The organism is Streptomyces panaciradicis, from assembly GCF_023516615.1.
Classification (GTDB): Bacteria; Actinomycetota; Actinomycetes; order Streptomycetales; family Streptomycetaceae; genus Streptomyces; species Streptomyces panaciradicis.
In genome coordinates, this window is record NZ_JAMGBF010000072.1 from 1 (window position 1) to 20,354 (window position 20,354).

General features: G+C 72.8%; 16 protein-coding genes. 9 read left to right on the forward strand and 7 right to left on the reverse strand.

Annotated features, from left to right (window positions below):
• A partial coding sequence (locus tag M8J74_RS23490) for an ArnT family glycosyltransferase (RefSeq protein ID WP_249838342.1) occupies window positions 1-1,718 on the reverse strand: 1,718 nt, incomplete at its 3' end.
• A 156-nt stretch (window positions 1,719-1,874) separates the two neighbouring features.
• Here M8J74_RS23490 and M8J74_RS23495 point away from each other — a divergent pair.
• The 5 genes from M8J74_RS23495 (at window position 1,875) to M8J74_RS23515 (ending at window position 9,635) form a co-directional block, all read left to right on the forward strand.
• Complete coding sequence (locus tag M8J74_RS23495; RefSeq protein WP_249838343.1) at window positions 1,875-2,726, forward strand: serine hydrolase; 852 nt, start codon at window positions 1,875-1,877, stop codon at window positions 2,724-2,726.
• Window positions 2,727-2,774: 48 nt separating this feature from the next.
• Window positions 2,775-3,800 carry an esterase-like activity of phytase family protein gene (locus M8J74_RS23500; RefSeq protein ID WP_249838344.1) on the forward strand — a complete coding sequence of 342 codons (1,026 nt, stop codon included), beginning with the start codon at window positions 2,775-2,777 and terminating at the stop codon, window positions 3,798-3,800.
• 120 nt (window positions 3,801-3,920) lie between these two features.
• Window positions 3,921-7,640, forward strand: a complete 3,720-nt coding sequence (locus M8J74_RS23505; RefSeq protein ID WP_249838345.1) for an ABC transporter ATP-binding protein — start codon at window positions 3,921-3,923, stop codon at window positions 7,638-7,640.
• A 78-nt stretch (window positions 7,641-7,718) separates the two neighbouring features.
• Window positions 7,719-8,108, forward strand: coding sequence for a hypothetical protein (locus M8J74_RS23510; protein ID WP_249838346.1), 390 nt, complete (start codon window positions 7,719-7,721; stop codon window positions 8,106-8,108).
• 99 nt (window positions 8,109-8,207) lie between these two features.
• Window positions 8,208-9,635: a S28 family serine protease gene (locus M8J74_RS23515; protein WP_249838347.1), complete on the forward strand. Its 1,428-nt coding sequence runs from the start codon at window positions 8,208-8,210 to the stop codon at window positions 9,633-9,635.
• Window positions 9,636-9,659: 24 nt separating this feature from the next.
• On the opposite strand, the gene M8J74_RS23520 is transcribed toward M8J74_RS23515, so the two are convergent.
• The 3 genes from M8J74_RS23520 to M8J74_RS23530 form a co-directional block, all read right to left on the reverse strand.
• Window positions 9,660-10,304: a hypothetical protein gene (locus M8J74_RS23520; RefSeq protein ID WP_249838348.1), complete on the reverse strand. Its 645-nt coding sequence runs from the start codon at window positions 10,302-10,304 to the stop codon at window positions 9,660-9,662.
• A 129-nt stretch (window positions 10,305-10,433) separates the two neighbouring features.
• Window positions 10,434-12,218 carry a glycoside hydrolase family 3 protein gene (locus M8J74_RS23525; RefSeq protein WP_249838349.1) on the reverse strand — a complete coding sequence of 595 codons (1,785 nt, stop codon included), beginning with the start codon at window positions 12,216-12,218 and terminating at the stop codon, window positions 10,434-10,436.
• 502 nt (window positions 12,219-12,720) lie between these two features.
• Window positions 12,721-13,638 (reverse strand): LysR family transcriptional regulator, encoded by a 918-nt coding sequence (locus tag M8J74_RS23530; protein WP_249838350.1) that lies wholly within the window; start codon window positions 13,636-13,638, stop codon window positions 12,721-12,723.
• Window positions 13,639-13,727: 89 nt separating this feature from the next.
• On the opposite strand from M8J74_RS23530, the gene M8J74_RS23535 reads away from it, so the two are divergent.
• The 4 genes from M8J74_RS23535 to M8J74_RS23550 are packed head-to-tail and all read left to right on the forward strand — an operon-like array spanning window position 13,728 to window position 17,142.
• Window positions 13,728-14,642 (forward strand): EamA family transporter, encoded by a 915-nt coding sequence (locus M8J74_RS23535; RefSeq protein ID WP_249838351.1) that lies wholly within the window; start codon window positions 13,728-13,730, stop codon window positions 14,640-14,642.
• 3 nt (window positions 14,643-14,645) lie between these two features.
• On the forward strand, window positions 14,646-15,899 hold the full coding sequence (gene aroA / locus M8J74_RS23540) for a 3-phosphoshikimate 1-carboxyvinyltransferase (protein ID WP_249838352.1): 1,254 nt from the start codon (window positions 14,646-14,648) through the stop codon (window positions 15,897-15,899).
• Between the two features lie 9 nt (window positions 15,900-15,908).
• Window positions 15,909-16,529, forward strand: a complete 621-nt coding sequence (locus tag M8J74_RS23545; RefSeq protein ID WP_283948511.1) for a GNAT family N-acetyltransferase — start codon at window positions 15,909-15,911, stop codon at window positions 16,527-16,529.
• 31 nt (window positions 16,530-16,560) lie between these two features.
• Complete coding sequence (locus M8J74_RS23550) at window positions 16,561-17,142, forward strand: RBBP9/YdeN family alpha/beta hydrolase (protein WP_249838354.1); 582 nt, start codon at window positions 16,561-16,563, stop codon at window positions 17,140-17,142.
• Here the strand turns inward: M8J74_RS23550 and M8J74_RS23555 are convergent.
• From M8J74_RS23555 to M8J74_RS23565, 3 genes are all read right to left on the reverse strand, one after another.
• Entirely contained in the window at window positions 17,126-17,926 is an 801-nt protein-coding gene (locus M8J74_RS23555) for a sugar phosphate isomerase/epimerase family protein (protein WP_249838355.1), read from the reverse strand. The two genes, M8J74_RS23550 and M8J74_RS23555, sit on opposite strands and share 17 nt — an antisense overlap.
• 43 nt (window positions 17,927-17,969) lie before the next feature.
• Window positions 17,970-18,902, reverse strand: a complete 933-nt coding sequence (locus M8J74_RS23560; protein WP_249838356.1) for a bifunctional helix-turn-helix transcriptional regulator/GNAT family N-acetyltransferase — start codon at window positions 18,900-18,902, stop codon at window positions 17,970-17,972.
• Window positions 18,903-19,098: 196 nt separating this feature from the next.
• The gene (locus tag M8J74_RS23565) at window positions 19,099-20,148 is read right to left on the reverse strand and encodes a LacI family DNA-binding transcriptional regulator (RefSeq protein WP_058925172.1); all 1,050 of its coding nucleotides are present in this window, start codon (window positions 20,146-20,148) and stop codon (window positions 19,099-19,101) included.
• Between the last annotated feature and the right edge of the window lie 206 nt (window positions 20,149-20,354).

Genomic DNA, 20,354 nt, shown 5'->3' on the forward strand with positions numbered 1-20,354 from the left:
CCGCCCGGCATCTCGCCGCCGCCGGGGAAGCCGCCCGCCTGGCCGTTCCGGCTGCCCTGCCCGGTGCCGCCCGGCATCTCGCCGCCGCCGGGGAAGCCGCCCGCCTGGCCGTTCCGGCTGCCCTGCCCGGTGCCGCCCGGCATCTCGCCGCCGCCCGGGAAGCCGCCCCGGTTGCCGCCCCCGCCGGGCCCGCCGAAGCTGCCGCCCGTGGTGGGACCGGCGGTCGGATTCGTGCCGCCCATGCCGCCACCGCCGCCGCTCGAACCGAACGGCTCCGACGCGGCGTACGCCGTTGGGCCCGCGAGGGAGGCGACCACGGCCGCCGCGACGGAAACGGTGAGCAGCCGGGTCCGGCCGCCGGACCGCAGGACCAGCATGCCCACGACGGCCGCCACGGTCAGCACGCCGACCACCGGCCACAGCCAGGTGTTCCAGCCGGAGGCGCGGCGCAGCAGGACGATCGCCCAGATCCCGGTGACGCCGAAGGCGACGGGCAGCACCCACGCCCAGCGGCGGTCGCGGCGGAAGGCGTCCAGCAGCATCACGCCACCGCCGCCGCACAGCGCCGCGATGCCCGGGGCGAGCGCGGTCGTGTAGTACGGGTGCATCGTGCCCTGGGCGGTCGCGAAGATGACGTAGTGCAGGACGGTCCAGCCGCCCCACAGCACCAGCGCCATCCGCCTCAGGTCGGCGCGCGGGGCCCGCCCGCACAGCACCAGGCCGCCGACGAGGGCGATCGCGGAGAACGGCAGCAGCCAGGAGATCTGGCCGCCGAGGATGTCGTTGAACATGCGGCCCAGGCCCGCGGAGCCGGAGAAGCCGCCTCCGCCGCCCCCGCCCCCGCCGTTGCCCTCGCCGCCGAAGACCCGGCCGAGGCCGTCGTAGCCCATGATCAGGTCCCAGGCGGAACCGTCCGTCGAGCCGCCGATGTACGGCCGGTCGGCGGCCGGCACCAGGGAGACCGCGATCGCCCACCAGAAGCTGGAGACGGCCAGCACGAGCGCGGCCAGCAGCAGGTTGACGGTCCGCTTCGCCCAGGGGGCCTTCGACGCGTAGACGTAGAGGGCGAAGACGGCCGGCAGCGCGATCCAGCCCGCGAGCAGCTTGGTGTTGAAGGCCAGGCCGAAGCAGGCGGCCGAGCCGAGCAGCGGCAGCAGCCGCTCGTCACGGGTGGCGCGCAGCGCGAGGGCCGCGCCCGCCACCATCAGGAACACCAGGAGCGTGTCGGGGTTGTTGTCGCGGTTGATGGCGACGGTGATCGGGGTCAGCGCCAGCACCAGCGCGGCGACGGTCGCCGCGACATGGCCCCACACCCGCTTCACGGAGGAGTGCAGGATCCAGACGGTGGCGAGGCCGGCGCCGATCTGAGGCACCATCATCTGCCAGGTGCCGAAGCCGAACAGGCGGCACGACAGGCCCATGACCATGAGGGCGAGCGGCGGTTTGTCGACGGTCAGGAAGTTGCCGGGGTCCAGCGAGCCGAAGAACCAGGCCTTCCAGCTCTGGGTGCCGGCCCAGACGGCACCGCTGTAGAAGGTGTTCATGCCCGACCCGGAGAGGTTCCAGGCGTACAGGACGGCCGCCACGACGAGGATCGCGATCAGGGCGGGCAGCGACCAGCGCGGCGCCCGGTCCGGCGGTGCCGTCGGTGGAGCGGGCGGCGTCCGGTCGGCGGACGCGGGCTCGGTGTGGGGGTGCGGATCGGTGGCAGATGTCACGAGCGCATCGTGCAGAGGGGGCGTGGGTGCGGGCTGTGCCGGACCTTGCTCCCGGCTGTGAATCGGCCAAGCCCCGGTCACGCATGGGACAGGCTTTGCCCAAGGCGGCAGGTCACGCGTACAACCATTCACCCGAACCCGTGTGTCAACAGGGGCATGAATCTCGGGACTTCCACCAGACGTGCCAGAGCGCTCGTCACCGGCGCCGTCGGACTCGGCGTCCTCATACCCGTCGTGGCCGCCGCGCCCGCCTCGGCCGCCACCGCCGTCAGCTGCACGTCCTCCAAGGCGGCGCTGGCCACCAAGTTGCAGAAGGACATCACCGCCGCCGTCGCGGGCCGCTCGGGCACCATCGCCGTCGGCCTCTACGACCGCACCACCAACACGACGTGTTCGCTGCGCGCCACCAACTCCTACGACTCCGCCAGCATCGTCAAGGTCACCATCCTCGCCACGCTGCTGTGGGACGCGAAGAAGCACAACCGCTACCTCACCGACACCGAGGTCTCGCTCTCCACCGCCATGATCACCAAGTCGGACAACGCGGCGGCCAGCACGCTGTGGAAGCAGCTCGGCCTGACGAAGATCAAGGGCTTCCTCACCGCCGCCGGGATGACGAAGACCGTGCCCGGCGCGAACAACTACTGGGGTCTGACGCAGGTCAACGTCACCGACGAGCAGAAGCTGCTGAAGCTGATCACCGCGAGGAACGCGGTGCTGAGCGACAACTCCCGCGCCTTCATCCTGAAGCTGATGGGCCAGGTCATCTCCTCGCAGCGCTGGGGAACGCCGTACGGCACCCCGTCCGGGGTCACCTGGCACGTCAAGAACGGCTGGCTGCAGCGCTCCACGCACGGCTGGCGGGTGCACAGCCTGGGCACCTTCAACGGCGGCGGCCACGACTACATGATCACGGTGCTCACCTGGGGCAACAGCACCATGAGCTACGGCATCAACACCATCCAGGGCGTGGCCAAGGTCATCCACAAGGATCTGGCCGCCAGTTGACCCCTGCCGGTCTCCCGCCCGTCACCGTCCCGTCCTACGGTGGCGCCCATGCGCCTGAGATCCGTACTCGCGACCACCACCGCGGCCCTGGCGGCGGCCACCTGCCTGACCGCCGCCGGGCCCGCCACGGCCACCCCCCGCGCCTCTCACGCCTGTTCGCCGGCCGTCTCCGTCGACCGCTTCTCCGACGCGCTCGACAAGACGACGTACGACGGCACCTTCGTCGGCAACTTCTCCGCGCTCGCGGTGGACACGGACGGCTCGATCGCCGCCCTGGAGGACCGCTCGTCCCTGTTCGACCTGGACGCCCGGACCCTCGCCCCGAAGCGGGTCGTCCCGCTCGCGGACGAGAAGGGCGCCGCGCTCGACAGTGAGGGCCTGGTCGTCGACCGGGACGGCACCCGGCTGATCACCTCCGAGACCGAGCCGTCGATCCGCCGCTACAGCCCCGACGGCGAAATCCTCGACCGGCTCCCGGTCCCCTCCCCGCTCCTCGTCGCCCCCGCCGGCCGCGCCACGGCCAACCAGACCTTCGAGGGCCTGACCCTCCTGCCCGGCGGCCGCACTCTGCTGGCCTCGATGGAGAACGCGCTCTCCGGCGACTCGGCGACCCTCGTCCGCTTCCAGACCTGGACCCGCGCGAAGGGCGGCCGCTTCCGCCCGGCCGCGCAGTACGCCTACCCCCTCGACGCCGGCCTGGGCGTCCCCGAGGTGCAGGCCACCCCCGACGGCCGCCTCCTGGGCCTGGAGCGCGGCTTCACCTCCGGCGTCGGCAACACCGTCCGCCTCTACCTGGCCGACCCGCGCCACGCCACGGACACCTCCGGCGTCGTGAACCTGACCGGGCAGCCGGGCGTCCGCCCGATCCGGAAGACCCTCCTCGCCGACCTCGCCGCCTGCCCCTCCCTCGGCGCCACCGCCAAGCAGCCCCAGCCGAACCCGCTGCTCGACAACATCGAGGGAATGGCCGTCACGGGGTACTCGAAGGGCCGCCTGAAGGTGCTGCTGGTCAGCGACGACAACCAGAACGCGGTACAGACGACCCGCTTCTACCACCTGCGGGTACGGATCTGAGCGCACCCGCGGGCACGGGGCCCGCCGCCGCCCCCCGTTTTGTTGCGGAGGGATGAAATCCGCTTCCTCGTGTGTTGGTGCCTTCCGGTAGATCAGGAGATTTCGACGGAGGGCACCCGCGTGAGCGAGCAACGGGGATGGGCACGGCGACTGGCCGCGTACGCGTGGCGGTATCCGAAGGACGTCGTCCTCGCGCTCGGCTCCTCGCTCGCCGGCATGGCCGTCATGGCCGTGGTCCCGCTGGTCACCAAGGTGATCATCGACGACGTGATCGGCGACCACAGCCGCTCCATGGGCCCCTGGGTGGGCGCCCTGCTCGGCGCCGCCGTCCTCGTCTACGCCGCCACCTACGTGCGCCGCTACTACGGCGGCCGCCTCGCCCTCGACGTCCAGCACGACCTGCGGACCGAGATGTTCGGGACGATCACCCGGCTCGACGGCCGGCGGCAGGACGAGCTGTCCACCGGCCAGGTCGTCGGGCGGGCCACCAGCGACCTCCAGCTCATCCAGGGCCTGCTCTTCATGCTCCCGATGACCATCGGGAACATCCTGCTCTTCCTGATCTCCCTGGTGATCATGGCCTGGCTGTCGCTGCCGCTGACCCTGGTCGCCCTCGCGGTCGCGCCGGCCCTGTGGTGGATCGCCCGGCGCAGCCGCTCCCGTCTGCACCCCGCCACCTGGTACTCCCAGGCCCAGGCCGCCGCCGTCGCGGGCGTGGTCGACGGCGCCGTCAGCGGCGTCCGCGTGGTCAAGGGCTTCGGGCAGGAGGACCAGGAGACCGGGAAGCTGCGCGAGGTCAGCCGCCGGCTCTTCGCCGGGCGGCTGCGCACCATCCGGCTGAACTCCACCTACACCCCGGCCCTGCAGGCCGTCCCCGCCCTCGGCCAGGTCGCCATGCTCGCCATCGGCGGCTGGCTGGCGGTCGGCGGGCACATCACCCTCGGCACCTTCGTCGCCTTCTCCACCTACCTCGCCCAGCTCGTCGGCCCGGTCCGCATGCTGGCCGTGGTGCTCACGGTGGGGCAGCAGGCGCGCGCCGGCACCGAGCGCGTCCTGGAGCTGATCGACACCGAGCCGTCGATGACGGACGGCACGAAGGAGCTGCCCGCCGACGCGCCCGCGACCGTCGAGTTCGACGACGTGTCCTTCGGCTACGACGACGAGCGCCCCGTCCTCAAGGGCCTGTCCTTCGAGATCCGCCCCGGCGAGACCCTCGCGGTCGTCGGCTCCTCCGGCTCCGGCAAGTCCACGGTCTCCCTGCTGCTGCCGCGCTTCTACGACGTCACCCACGGCGCCGTCCTGGTGGGTGGCCACGACGTCCGCGAGCTCACCCTCGACTCGCTCCGGGCCGCGATCGGCCTGGTCCCCGAGGACTCGTTCCTCTTCTCCGACACGGTCCGCAACAACATCGCCTACGGCCGCCCCGACGCGACCGAGGAGGAGATCCTGACGGCCGCCCGCGCCGCCCAGGCGGACCGTTTCATCGCCGAGCTCCCCGACGGCTACGACACCAAGGTCGGCGAGCACGGACTGACCCTCTCCGGCGGCCAGCGCCAGCGCGTCGCCCTCGCCCGCGCCATCCTCGCCGACCCCCGGCTGCTGGTCCTGGACGACGCCACCTCGGCCGTGGACGCCCGGGTCGAGCACGAGATCCACGAGGCGCTCAAGGAGGTCATGCGGGGCCGTACGACCCTGCTCATCGCCCACCGCCGCTCCACCCTGAACCTCGCCGACCGCATCGCCGTCCTGGAGGACGGCCGGCTCGCCGACCTCGGCACCCACGAGGAGCTCCAGGAACGCTCCGCCCTCTACCGCCGCCTGCTCACCGACCCCGACGAGCTCGGCGGGGTCTCGCCCGGCCACACCCAGCCCGCCTGCCCGCGCGAGGACACCTCGGTGCGGGAGGAGCTGGACGCCGAGTTCGACGCCGAGCGGGGCATCACCCCGCGGCTGTGGGCCGGGGAGCGCACCCCGCGGGACACGGCGACGGAGGGCATGCCGGCCACCCCCGAACTCCTCGCCCAGGTCGAGGCGCTGCCCCCGGCGACCGACACGCCGGACATCGACGAGGCACGGGCGGTGCTGCCGGAGGTGTCCTACGGCCTCAGGCGGCTGCTGCGGGGCTTCGGGCCGCCGCTGCTGATCAGCCTCGGCCTGGTCGCCGTCGACGCCGGCATGGGCCTGCTGCTGCCGGTGCTGATCCGGCACGGCATCGACAAGGGCGTCAACGCCCTGGCCCTCGGCGCGGTCTGGGCGGCCGCGCTGCTCGGTCTGGCCGCCGTGCTCGCCCAGTGGGCGGCGCAGATCGGCGAGACCCGGATGACCGGGCGCACCGGCGAGCGGGTCCTGTACGCGCTGCGGCTGAAGATCTTCGCCCAGCTCCAGCGGCTCGGCCTGGACTACTACGAGCGGGAGCTGACCGGCCGGATCATGACGAGGATGACGACCGACGTCGACGCCCTCTCCACCTTCCTGCAGACCGGCCTGGTCACCGCCTTCGTCTCCGTCGTCACCTTCTTCGGCATCATGGTCGCCCTGCTGGTGATCGACGTGCAGCTCGCGCTCGTGGTGTTCGCCACGCTGCCGCCGCTGATCGTCGGCACGTACTTCTTCCGCCGGGCGAGCGTGAAGGCGTACGAACTGGCCCGTGAGCGGGTCGCGCTGGTCAACGCCGACCTGCAGGAGTCGGTCTCCGGGCTGCGGATCGTGCAGGCCTTCCGGCGCGAGCGGGACGGCGGCGCGCGGTTCGCCGAGCGCAGCGACAACTACCGCCAGGCCCGTATCCGGGGCCAGTGGCTGATCTCCATCTATTTCCCGTTCGTGCAGCTGCTGTCGTCCGTCGCGGCGGCGGCCGTGCTGTTCACGGGCGCGGGCCGGGTGGAGAACGCCACGCTCACCACGGGCGCCCTGGTCGCCTACCTCCTCTACATCGACCTGTTCTTCGCGCCGGTGCAGCAGCTCTCCCAGGTCTTCGACGGCTACCAGCAGGCCACCGTCTCCCTCGGCCGCATCCAGGAGCTGCTCCGGGAGCCGACCTCCACCCGGGCCGCCGACAAACCCCTCGACGTGCCCTCCCTGCGCGGCGAAGTGGCCTTCGAGGACGTGCACTTCGCCTACGGCGACGACGAAGAGGCCCTCGCCGGGATCGAGTTGAAGATCCCCGCCGGGCAGACGGTCGCGTTCGTCGGCGAGACGGGCGCCGGGAAGTCGACGCTGGTGAAGCTGGTGGCCCGGTTCTACGACCCGACGGGCGGCCGGGTGACGGTCGACGGCACCGACCTGCGGGCGCTGGACCTCACCGCCTACCGCCACCGGCTGGGCGTCGTCCCGCAGGAGGCGTACCTCTTCCAGGGCACCGTCCGCGACGCCATCGCCTACGGCCGCCCCGACGCCACCGACGCCGAGGTGGAGGCGGCGGCCCGGGCGGTCGGCGCGCACGACATGATCGCCACGCTGGAGGGCGGCTACCTGCACCAGGTCGCCGAGCGCGGCCGCAACCTCTCCGCGGGCCAGCGGCAGCTGATCGCCCTCGCCCGCGCCGAACTGGTCGACCCCGACGTGCTGCTCCTCGACGAGGCGACCGCCGCCCTGGACCTCGCCACGGAGGCGCAGGTCAACGCGGCGACGGACCGGCTGGCCGGCCGCCGTACGACACTCGTGGTCGCCCACCGGCTGACCACCGCGGCCCGCGCGGACCGGGTGGTGGTGATGGACCACGGGCGGGTCGTCGAGGACGGCACGCACGAGGAACTCCTCGCCCTGGACGGGCGGTACGCCGAGCTGTGGCGGACCTTCATCGGCGAACCGGACCCCGGAGAGCCGGTCGCCGCGTCCCACTGACGGTCGTGCAACCATCCGACATACGTCCTGCGTCCGTACATCAGTACGTTCGTTGGCGGCGGTAGGGGAGGGACGACAGTGGACACTGGTGCGATACGTCGGCGGGTCGCGGTCGGCATGGCCGTGCTGACCGCGTCCGGACTGCTCGCGCTCGCGGCACCCGGTAACGCGCAGGCCGCTTCGTACTGCGGGGGGCGCAAGGTGAGGGACCTGTCGTTCTCCACCGGGGTCGTCCACGTCTACAAGCACGACGGCTACGTCTGCGCCGTCACCTTCCCCGCCAAGCCCTCCGCCGCGCGGCGCTCGATGTCCGTCGGCGTCCAGGCGCGCGGCAACCGCCCCGTCGTCGACAAGGGCCGCTACAGCCACCACGCGGGCCCGGTGACCGTGCACGCCGGGCACCGGTGCGTGTGGATCACCGGCTCGGTGGGGCGGGGCACGGTCAGTTCCGGCTGGATCCTTTGCTGATTCACGGGATTCTCCCGGGTATTTCTTGAACTCCCCTTTCGCAGGCGTCCGTTGCTGGGCTAGCTTCCGGCGGACATCTGTTCACACAGGGGAGGGTGCATGCGCAAGGCGCTCAGATGGCTGCTCGCGCTCACGGTGCTGATAGGCACGCTGAGCACGGCCGGAGCCGCCACCGCGGCCCAGCCGGAGGCCACCGGCACCGACATCAAGGATCGGCTGCTCTCCGTACCGGGGATGAGCCTGATCGAGGAGAAGCCGTATCCCGGCTACCGCTTCTTCGTCCTGAACTACACCCAGCCGGTCGACCACCGGCACCCGTCCAAGGGCACCTTCCAGCAGCGGATCACCGTGCTGCACAAGGACGTCAGCCGCCCGACGGTCTTCTACACCAGCGGCTACAACGTCTCCACGAACGCGAGCCGCCGCGAGCCGACCCAGATCGTGGACGGCAACCAGGTCTCCATGGAGTACCGCTTCTTCACCCCGTCCCGGCCCGCGCCGGCCGACTGGTCCAAGCTGGACATCTGGCAGGCGGCGAGCGACCAGCACCGCATCTACCAGGCGCTGAAGCCGATCTACTCCGCGAACTGGATCGCCACCGGCGGCTCGAAGGGCGGCATGACCGCCACCTACTACGAGCGCTTCTACCCCGGCGACATGAACGGCACCGTCGCCTACGTCGCCCCGAACGACGTCGTCAACGACGAGGACTCCGCCTACGACCGCTTCTTCACCAAGGTCGGCACCGAGCAGTGCCGCGACCGGCTGAACGCGGTGCAGCGCGAGGCGCTGGTGCGCCGGGAGCCGCTGGAGAAGAAGTACGCGGCGTACGCGGCCGACAACGGCTACACCTTCACCACCGTCGGCAGCCTCGACAAGGCGTACGAGGCGGTCGTCCTCGACTACGTCTGGGGCTTCTGGCAGTACAACCTGCTCGCCAACTGCGCTGACGACAGCCTGATCCCGCCGGACGCGAAGCGCGCGACCGACGACCAGATCTGGGACTCCATCGACACGATCTCCGGCTTCTCCGCCTACGCCGACCAGGGCCTGGAGCCGTACACGCCGTACTACTACCAGGCGGCCACCCAACTCGGCGCGCCCACCATCCACTTCCCGTACATCGAGAAGCGGTACATCCGCTACGGCTACCAGCCGCCCCGGAACTTCGTCCCGCGCGAGATCCCGACCCGGTTCCAGCCGCGGGCCATGCGGGACGTCGACACCTGGGTGCGCCGGCACGCCCGGCACACGCTGTACGTCTACGGCCAGAACGACCCGTGGGGCTCGGAGCGGTTCCGCGTCGACAAGGGCGCCAAGGACTCGTACGTCTTCACCGCGCCCGGCATGAACCACGGCGCGAACGTGGCCGGTCTGGTCGCCGACCAGAAGGCCTTCGCCACCGCCCGGATCCTCCAGTGGGCCGGTGTCCCGGCCGCGTCCACGGCACAGGCGAAGCCGCTGGCCCGGTTCGACGCCCGCCTGGACGTGCGGGACGTCGAGCGCGAGCCGGCGCTGCGACCGTAACTCCCGTGCTGCGCCCGGCGGTCGTCACAGCCGCCGGGCGCAGCCCACCGGGTCCGTCCCCCTCAGCCGTACGTACAGGGCCGTGTCCCGGGGGCACGCGCCCCGCGTGGCCGCCGCCTTCACCACCTCGTACTGCGGCTTCCTCTTCCCGCTGCCGTCGCACGCCGTCTCGCGGACCTGGCCGTCGCCGGAGCCGTAGACGCAGTCGCCGACGATGGTGCGCGGGCCGCCCCCGCCGCCCGGGTCGCCGGGATGCGGCGGCTCCAGGTTGCGCATGCAGGCGTAGCCCTGCGGCACCGTGCCGTCGCCGTCCTCGTCGGAGGACGGGCTCTGCTCGCTGATGTGCAGCACGAAGTCGGTGGTCGCCGGGCACAGCGGCCCCTGGGCGACCGTGCCGTCGAAGCGGGCGACGACCCGGGCCGCCGCCCGTTCACTGGTGCACGGCACCTCGGTGAAGCTGCTCGTGCCGAAGGAACTGCACTCGTCGACCGCGAGGAACACCGCGCCGTACCCCGACGGGCGCGCCGAGGCGGCCGTCCCGCCGCCCGTCGGCGGCCCGCTCGGTGCTCCGTCCCCGGCCGCACCGGACCCGGACAGCAGCCCGCACCCGCTCGCCATCCCGGCGACCAGGAGCACGCCGAGCACCCCCGCCGACCATCTCGCACGCATCGCATTCCCCCCACATACCCCCGGCCCCAGCGTGACCCGCGACAGCGGGCGCACGCCAGACGCGCGGGATGGTTTGAGCCCTTTGGGGGGCGTACGCCGGTTGTGCGACGTACGGGGGCTACGCCCCGTCTAGTACGTCAGCCCGTAGCCGATGGGGTACAGCACCTGCGCCGGGTCGTCGGCCCGCTGCACCGGCACCGGCAGCCGTCCGCGCGGCGCGACCTTCCCGGCGATCACCCGGGCCGCCGCCCGCAGTTCGACGTCCGTCCACGAGTACGCGGCCAGGACGGCCGGTACGGAGGGCAGCTGGGCCACGTCGTAGGGGTTGCGGATCGCGACGGCGACCACCGGCCTCCCGGTCGCCACCAGCTGCTCGGCCAGGGTCTTCTGGGAACCGGTCGCGGTCAGGTTGTAGGTCCCGACGACCACCGCGTCCGCGTCCCCCGCCGCCGCGACCGCCTGGGCGATCGTGGCCGCGGACGGGGCGGTGCCCGTCGACAACGCCGTCGCCGCGAAGCCCAGTTCGGTGAGGGCCGCCGCGAGGACGCCCGTCGGGGGGCCGGTGGTGCCGGAGGGGGAGGCCGGGTCGGCGCCGACGACGAGGACCCTCGTCCGGGTGCGCGGGGACAGCGGCAGCAGGCCGCCCTCGTTGACCAGCAGGGTCGTCGTCCGCTCGGCGATGCGGTCGGCCGCCTCCAGGTGGCTCTTCGTGCCCACCCTGCGGTCCACGTCCGCCTCTCGCGCGTACGGGTCGTCGAACAGCCGCAGCCGCGCCTTCAGCCGCAGGATGCGCAGGATCGACTCGTCCAGCCGTGCCTCCGTCAGCTCCCCGTCCCGTACGGCCTTCAGGACCGCGTTCCAGGCGACGGCGAGGTCCGGCGGGTTGAGGAGCTGGTCGACGCCGGCCTTGAGGGCGAGCACCGGGACGCGGTCGTCGCCGTACTTGGTGCGGACGCCCTCCATGCCCAGGGAGTCGGTCACCACGACCCCGTCGTAGCCGAGTTCGCCGCGCAGGATGCCGGTGAGGATCGGGTGGGACAGGGTCGCCGGGTCACCGGAGTCGTCGAGGGCCGGGAACTGGATGTGCGCGGTCATGACGCAGTCGATGCCCGCCCTGATCGCCGCCCGGAACGGCACCGCGTCCAGCTTCTCCCAGACCTCCCGGGTGTGGGTGATGACCGGGAAGCCGTAGTGGCTGTCGACGGCCGTGTCGCCGTGCCCCGGGAAGTGCTTGGCGGTCGCGGCGACCCGCGAGCGCTGGTAGCCCTGGACCTCGGCGGCGACCAGCGCGGCCACCGCGTCCGGGTCGGCGCCGAAGGACCGTACGCCGATGACCGGGTTGGCCGGGTTGACGTTCACGTCGGCGTCGGGGGAGTAGTCCTGGTTGATGCCGATGGCCCGCAACTCGCCGCCGGAGATGCGGCCGAGGGTGCGGGCGTCCCCGCGGGAGCCGCCGGCGCCGATGGCCATGGCGCCGGGGAACAGGGTGGCCGGCCGGCCGACGCGGCAGACGATGCCGTGCTCCTGGTCGGTGGCGATCAGGACGGGCAGACCGCGGGGCGCGCCGAGGGAGGCGCGCTGGATGCCGTTGGACAGGGCGGCGATCTGGCGCGGGTTCTCGGTGTTGTGCGCCCAGGTGAAGTAGATGATGCCGCCGACGCGGTACTTGGCGATCAGCTCGGCGGCGGTGCGGACGCCGATCTCCTTGAGGTTGGCGTCGATGTCGGCCTGGGCGGGGTCGGTGGCCGAATTGCCGTAGACCCGCATGACGAAGAGCTGGCCGACCTTCTCCTCGAGGGTCATACGGGAGACGAGGGCGCGCAGCCTCTCGTCGTCGGCCCGGGCGGTGCCGCCGACGGCGAGGGCGGCGGTGACACCCATCGTCGCGGCGAGAACGGTACGTCTGGAGGGCACGTGCGCTCCTTCCGGAGAAGATCCGCTGAAGGAAACTTCCGTGGAGATGAGATATCCAGAAAGTTTCTGCCAGTCAAGACACTGCGCACGCTCGGGCCTGTCGTTTGGATCAGGTCGGCTGCAGGGGACGGTGCGTCCTGGCCGGCCCGAGCGGGGTCTGGTGCGTGCAGCTGCAAGGCGGAGGAGGGAGTCGACGCGGAGCGTCGGCGAGTGACGACAACGCGGCAGATGTGCGTGCCAGGGCCCGCGACGCCGAGCTGATCCAAACGACAGGCCCGAGATCAGAAAGGGGCCGCCATCGGCGCTGTTGGAGGGGGGCGCGCCGATGGCGGCTTCGCTGCCGGCCGCAGCACGGCGGAGAGGGTAGGTCAGCGATCGCAGCCAGCAGCGAGGGCCGACACCGCACGGCGGAGACTCATCCGGCAGCCTGCGGGTTGGACGAACCGTGTTCGGGGTGGGTTCCCGCCTTCCGCCCGAATTCCGGAAGTTGGTGACGGAGGGCTCAGCGGGACGGAAGTGCCGCCACTTCCGGCCACTTCTCCTGCAGCGTGCGTACGGTCTCTGCGATCGCCGGACGACGGGCGGCTCCCTTGCGCCACAGGGCGTACAGGTGCCTCACCGGGGTCGGATCCAAATGCACCTCGACGACCCCGGGCGGCAGCGGGCCGCGGCCCAGACGCGGCACCAGGCAGATGCCGAGGCCGCCGGCGACCAGGGCGACGAGCGTGGGGTTCTCGTCCGCCTGGTGCACGATCTCCGGCTCGTGCCCGGCCGCGCGCATCGTGCGCAGCAGCCAGTCGTGGCAGACCCGGCCCGGCGGCTGGCACACCCACCGCTGCCCGCCCAGGTCCTCGCGCCGCACCGACTCGCGCCCGGCGAACGGATGCCCCTCGGGCACCAGCAGCGTGCTGCGGTCGTCGCCGATCGCCGCGTGCTCCACACCGGGCGGCACGGGCATCGGCGCGATGTCCCAGTCGTGCGCCACGGCCAGGTCGACGGCGCCCTTGGCGACCAGGTCCACCGACAGATGCGGGTCGATCTCGGACAGCCGGGCGTCCAGCGCCGGATGCCGGACGGCGAGGTCGGCCAGCACGGCCGGCATCAGCCCGCGCGCCGCCGACGCGAACGCGGCGATCGTCAGCCGCCCCGCCGGCATCCCGCGCCGCTCCTCCAGCTCGGTCTCGGCCCGCTCGACGATGGCCAGCAACTCCTGCGCCGTGTCGACCAGTCGGTGCGCCTCGGCCGTCAGCCGCACCCCGCGCCCCTCCCGTTCGAGCAGCACGGTCCGGGTCTCCCGCTCCAGCTTGGCGATCTGCTGGGACACCGCCGAGGGCGTGTACCCGAGGGCGGCCGCCGCCGCGCCCACGGTGCCGTGGACGGAGACGGCGTGCAGCGCGCGCAGCCGCTGGAGATCGAGCACGGGAGCCCCCCATTCATCAGCGATGCTTCATCCGACCATGCAGCAATCATCGCTGGTGCTTCACGGTCGGGGAAAGTGATGCTCGACGCATGAGACCCGCGCACCTCGCCCTCGCCGTCCTCGTGGCCGCCGTCTGGGGCGTCAACTTCACCGTCATCGAGATCGGCCTCGCCCACTTCCCGCCGCTGCTCTTCTCGGCCCTGCGCTTCTTCGCGGCGGCCCTCCCCGCGGTCTTCTTCGTGGGCCGCCCGAAGGTGGCCTTCAAGTGGGTGCTGGCGGTGGGACTGGTGCTGGGAGTGGCGAAGTTCGGCCTGCTCTTCGTCGGCATGGACGCGGGCATGCCGGCCGGCCTGTCGTCCCTGGTGCTGCAGATCCAGGCGGTGTTCACGGCGGCCGTGGCCTTCGTCGCGCTCGGCGAACGTCCCTCCCGCCTCCGGGTGGTGGGCATGGCGGTCGCCCTGGCGGGCATCGGCGTCGCCGCGGTGGACGAGGGCGCCTCGGGACCCCTCGGCGCGTTCGCCCTCGTCATCGGGGCGGCGGCCTGCTGGGGCGTCTCGAACGTCCTCACCCGCAAGGCGGCCCCGCCCGACGCGCTGAACTTCATGGTCTGGGTCAGCACGGTCCCGGTCCTCCCGCTCCTCGCCCTGTCCCTCCTCCTGGAGGGCCCCGGCCGGGACTACGACGCCCTGCGCGCCCTCGACTGGCAGGGCGCCGGCACGGTCGTCTACGTCGCCTGGGTCACCACGGTCTTCGGCTTCGGGGCGTGGGGCTGGCTGCTGCGCCGGCACCCGGCGTCCACGGTCGCGCCCTTCTCCCTCCTGGTGCCGGTCTTCGGGATGTCGTCGGCGGCGCTGTTCCTCGGCGAGTCGGTGAGCGGCCTGCGCTGGTGCGCGGCGGCACTGCTGGTCGGCGGGGTGGGGCTCGCGTCGGTGCCGCGGCGGCGACGCGAGGCGGTCCATCCCGTGGACGGGGCGGCGCCCGAGCCGGTGCTGGGCCGATCATGAACCATGCCCGTTGCGCACCTCCCCGGCTCCAAGTCCCTCACCGCCCGCGCCCTCTTCCTGGCCGCCGCGGCCGACGGGGTCACCACCCTCGTCCGGCCGCTGCGCTCGGACGACACCGAGGGCTTCGCCGAAGGCCTGACGCGCCTCGGCTACCGGGTCGGCAGGACCCCGGACGCCTGGCAGATCGACGGCCGCCCGCAGGGCCCGGCCGCGAAGGAGGCGGACGTGTACTGCCGGGACGGAGCCACGACCGCCCGCTTCCTGCCCGCGCTGGCGGCGACCGGGCACGGCACGTACCGCTTCGACGCCTCGCCCCAGATGCGCCGCCGCCCGCTGCTGCCGCTCACCCGCGCGCTGCGTGACCTCGGCGTGGACCTGCGGCACGAGGAGGCGGAGGGCCACCATCCCCTCACGGTCCGGGCGGCCGGCGTCGCGGGCGGGGAGGTCACCCTGGACGCCGGCCAGTCCTCGCAGTACCTGACGGCGCTGCTGCTGCTCGGCCCGCTGACCCGCGAGGGCCTGCGCATCCGGGTCACGGACCTGGTCTCCGCCCCGTACGTGGAGATCACCGTCGCGATGATGCGGGCCTTCGGGGCGGAGGTGACCCGCGAGGGCGACGTCTTCGTCGTCCCCCCGGGCGGCTACCGCGCCACGACCTGCCCGATCGAACCCGACGCCTCGACCGCGAGCTACTTCTTCGCGGCGGCCGCGGTCACCCCGGGCGGCGAGGTGACGGTCCCCGGCCTGGGCCGCGGCGCCCTCCAGGGCGACCTGGGCTTCGTCGAGGTGCTGCGGCGCATGGGTGCGGACGTCACGGTCGGCGCGGACGCCACGACCGTCCGCGGCACGGGCGAGCTGCGCGGCCTGACGGTCGCCATGCGGGACATCTCCGACACCATGCCGACGCTGGCGGCGATCGCGCCCTTCGCGACCGGCCCCGTGCGCATCGAGGACGTGGCGAACACCCGGGTCAAGGAGTGCGACCGGCTGGAGGCCTGCGCGCACAACCTGCGGCGGCTCGGTGTGGAGGTGGCCACCGGCCCGGACTGGATCGAGATCCGTCCGGGCACCCCGCCCGCACCGGCGGAGATCACCTCCTACGGCGACCACCGCGTCGTCATGTCCTTCGCGGTCACCGGGCTGCGCGCACCGGGAATCTCGTTCGACGACCCCGACTGCGTACGCAAGACTTTCCCCGGCTTTCACAGGGCGTTCGCGGAGTTCGCGGGACGGCTGACGAGCGGGCTGGAGGACTGAGTGGGGCACATGCTGCGAGGCCCGGTGCTGGAGGGCGCGTCGGTGCGCCTGGAGCCGCTGGAGGTCCGGCATGCCGCCGACCTCGCAGCGGCGGCCGAGGAGAACCGGGACACCTACGGCTTCACCTGGGTGCCGAGGGCCGACGAGGTGGGCGCCTACATCGACGCGCAGCTGGCACGGGCCGCGACGGGGCGGCTCGCGCCCTACGCCCAGGTGTCGCGCGCGTCCGGGCGGGCGGTGGGAGCGACGGCGTACTGGGAGCCGCGGTGCTGGCACAGCGACGACCGGCTCGACGCGGTCGAGGTCGGCTTCACCTGGCTGGCCCGCTCGATGCAGGGCACCGGCGTGAACGCCGAGGCCAAGCTGCTGCTCTTCGGCCATGCCTTCGAGGTGTGGGGCGTGTCGCGGGTCGACCTGAAGACGGACGCCCGCAACGCCCGCTCCCGGGCGGCGATCGAGAGCGTGGGTGCCCGCTTCGAGGGCGTCCTGCGCAACTGGTCGCGGTCCTGGGCGCCGGGGGAGGAGGACCGGCTGCGCGACTCGGCGATCTTCTCCGTCACGGCCGAGGAGTGGCCGCAGTGCCGCGAACGGCTGCGCGAGCGGGTGGCGGGGTTCCTGACGCGAGCCTGAGCACCACGATCCCGAGCACGAAGGGCACCCCATGACCTCGCACGTCCTGATCCTGCACGGCTGGCAGAACCGCCGCCCCGCGGCCCACTGGCAGCACCGGCTCGCCGACCGCCTCGCCGCGCTCGGCCACCCGGTGACCTACCCCCAGCTCCCCGACCCGGACGACCCGGACCTCGAGACCTGGCTGTCGGAGCTCACCCGCCACCTGGCAGGTCTGCGCGCGGACGCCGAGCGGGTCGTGGTCGCGCACAGCGCCTCCGCGGTGCTGTGGCTGCACGCGGTCGCGCGCGGGCTGGTGCCGGACGGCGCCGTGGACCGCGTCCTGCTGGTCGCCCCGCCCTCCGCCTCCGTCCTCCTGCGCCACCCGGAGGTCGCCGCCTTCGCGCCGCCCGCCCCGGACTTCACCCTCCCCGCCTCCACCAGACTGGTGGCCGGGGACGACGACCCCTACTGCCCGGAGGGCGCCCGCGCCCTCTACGGAGACCCCCTGGGCATCCCCACCGACATCCTGCCCGGCGCCGCCCACCTCGACCTGGACGCCGGTTACGGCGAGTGGCCGGCGGTCCTGGACTGGTGCCTGGACCCGGCCGCCCGGATCACGCCGAATCGTTGAGCAGGCGTCCCAGGTGGGCGCGCCCCGCCTCCAGCAGGCCCTCCAGGGGCGCCGCGTCCTCGTACCACCGCTTCTCGTACTCCCAGCACAGCCATCCGTCCCACTCGTGCCGGGAGAGCACCTCCACGGTGTCGGACAGCGGCAGCACGCCCGCGCCGAGGGGCAGCGGGGTGGTGTCGTCGGCGGAGGCGATGTCCTTGACCTGGACGTAGCCGAGGTAGGGGGAGAGGGCCGCGAACGACTCGGCGGGCTGCTCGCCGCCCAGCCAGGTGTGCATGACGTCCCACAGGGCGCCGACGTGCCGGTGGCCGACCAGGCCGAGGACGCGGATCGCGTCGGCGGCGGTGCGGTGCGAGTCGTGCGTCTCCAGCAGGATGCGGACGCCGAGGTCGCCCGCGTACTCCGCGGCGGTGCCCAGCCGGCGGGCGGCGATGGCGTCGGCGCGCTCGCGGGTCTGTTCGGGGTCGGCGCCGGGGAAGACCCGGACGTACGGGGCGCCGAGGTCGTGGGCGAGGTCGAGCAGTTCGCGGATCTCGTCGATCACGGGGCCGTCGTCGCCGGGCGCGGCCACCCGCGTGTACCCCGCGAGGCCCAGGAGCTCGATGCCGCCCGCCTTGAACTCGCCCGCCACGTCGGCCCGTTCACCGTGGCCGATGCCGGGGTGGACGGGTTCCTCGGGATGGGCGCGCAGCTCGACGCCGTGGTAGCCGTGGGTGGCCGCGAGCCGGACCACGTCCGGGACGGGCAGACCGGGGACACCGAGGGTGGAGAAGGCCAGTCGCATGGTCCCTATTGTCACCGGGAATGCGCGAACCAACCCTGCCGAGTCACTCTCGCGTGCCGTTCAGGTCCAGCCGCCAGTCCTGGCCGTTGAGATCCTTCCCGAAGGAGCGGTGCGGTTTCTCGGCGGCGAGGACGAAGCCGTGGCGCTGGTAGATGCGGCGGGCGGCGGCGAGGACGTCGTTGGTCCACAGCACCAGCTCGTGGTAGCCGACCCCGCGCGCGAAGTCGATCACGGCCCGCACCAGCCGGTCGCCGATGCCGAGCCCGCGGGCCTCCGGCTCGACCAGCAGCAGCCTGAGCCGCGCGGTGCCCGGGGCCTCGTCGCGCACGCACATCACGCACCCCACCGGCCGCCCGTCCAGCTCGGCGATCCACACCCGCTCCAGATGCGGGTCGTGGTCCTCGGCGAAGTCGGCCACGATCCGGGCGACCAGGCCCTCGTAGTCGGTGTTCCACCCGTACTCGGCGGCGTACAGCGCGGCGTTGCGCTGCACGATCCAGCCCAGGTCGCCGGGGCCGGGATCGCGCAGCAGCACGTCCTCCCGCGTGGGCGGCCGCGCGTCCGACAGCAGCGTCCGCACGGTCCGCATCGCCTCACCCAGACGGGGCCGGTCGTCGGGCGGAACGGTGGCCAGCAGCGCGCCGACCGACTCGTCGGCCCGCTCGGCGAGCAGCGCGGCGGTCTCCCGCCCCTTCGCGGTGAGGGTGACGCGCCGCCGCCGGGGGTCGGACGGGGAGGCGGTGCGCTCGATCAGCCCGGCCTCCTCGAACTTGTTCAGGATCCGGCTCAGATAGCCCGCGTCCAACGAGAGCTCGGCCCGCAGATCGGCCGCGTCGGTCCGCGCCGAGTGCGCGAGCTCGTACAGCACACGGGACTCGGTCAGGGTGTACGGCGCATACAGCTGCCGGCTGTAGTCGAGCGCGCCGATCACGTTCGTGTAGAACCGGTTGAAGGCCCGGATGTCCTGGACGGTCATGATCGTCGACCCCCGGATACTTGACTGAGTCAGAGATACCGAGCGTAAGCCACGAAAACGGAGGCGACCAGCCGTTTTTTCAGCCCGTCCGGCGTTTGAGGGCGAGGCCCGTTCAGGGCCGAAGCGGGGGTCTGGGGGCTGCAAGCCCCCAGTCGACGTCGGCAAGAACAGGCGGCCCCTCACAACGGCCGGCGCCTCAAGACACCCGCGGCCCCCCGGTGGACCCCCGCACCATCAACTCCCCCCGAACCGTCGCGATCCCCCCGGGCGGCGGCTCCTCCCGCCCCATGGCGATCCGCCCCGCCCGAGCCCCCGCCTCCGCCAGCGGCAACCGCACGGTCGTCAGCGCCGGCACCGCGTCCACGCTGAACGGCAGATCGTCGAACCCGGCGACCGACACGTCCTCGGGAATCCGCAGCCCCGACTCCCGCAGCGCGGCGCACGCCCCCAGCGCGACGGAGTCGTTCGCGGCGACCACGGCCGTCAGCGACGGGTCCCGGCGCAGCAGCTCCAGCGTGGCCTCGTACCCCGCCTGCCGGTCGTAGCGCCCCCACACCGTCCAGCGCGGGTCCTCCTCGATGCCCGCCGCGGCCAGCGCCGCCCGGTGGCCCTCCAGCCGGTGCCGGGTCGTGGTCCGCTCCTCGGGGCCGGCGATGTAGCCCATCCTGCGGTGCCCGAGCCCGATGAGGTGCTCGGTCAGCCGCTGCCCGCCCCCGCGGTTGTCGAAGGTCAGCGCGATCGCCCCGGTCTCCGGCGCCGGCGGCCGCCCGCAGAGCACCACGCGCGTCCCGGCCTCCGCCAGCTTGCGCAGCTTCGCCGCCACGGCCGTCGCGTGCGGCTCGTCCTCCACCGCCCCGCCGGTCAGCACCACGGCCGCCGCCCGCTGCCGCTGCAGCAGGGTCAGATAGGTCAGCTCGCGCTCCGGCGTACCGCCGGTGTTGCACACCACCGCGAGCCGCTCACCGCCGGCGCGGCCGCCCGGTCCGCCGATCTCCGACTGGATCGCGCTCGCCATGATCCCGAAGAAGGGGTCCGCGATGTCGTTGACGAGGATTCCCACCAGGTCCGACGTGGCGGCGGCCAGCGAACTCGCCGGCCCGTTCAGTACGTAGTCCAGCTCGTCCACGGCCTTCAGCACCCGCTCACGGGTGGAGGCGGCCACGGGATAGTTCCCGTTCAGCACGCGCGACACCGTCGCGGGCGAGACCTGCGCGCGGGCCGCCACGTCCGCCAGGGTCACCGTCATCTCGTCGTCCTCCGGTCGCGCATCATCGTCGTACCTCGTTGTACACGCACAGGCCACGGCCGCGGTTTCGCGGGGACCCCGGCCATGGTTTTCGACCAGACCTTACGGCCACACCCCCTGGTTGTTCGCCCCCTCGAACAACTCGACCCCGTCACGGTCTTGTCCAGACCGCTTGTCAGAGGCTAGCTTCTTATGTCATAGAAAGC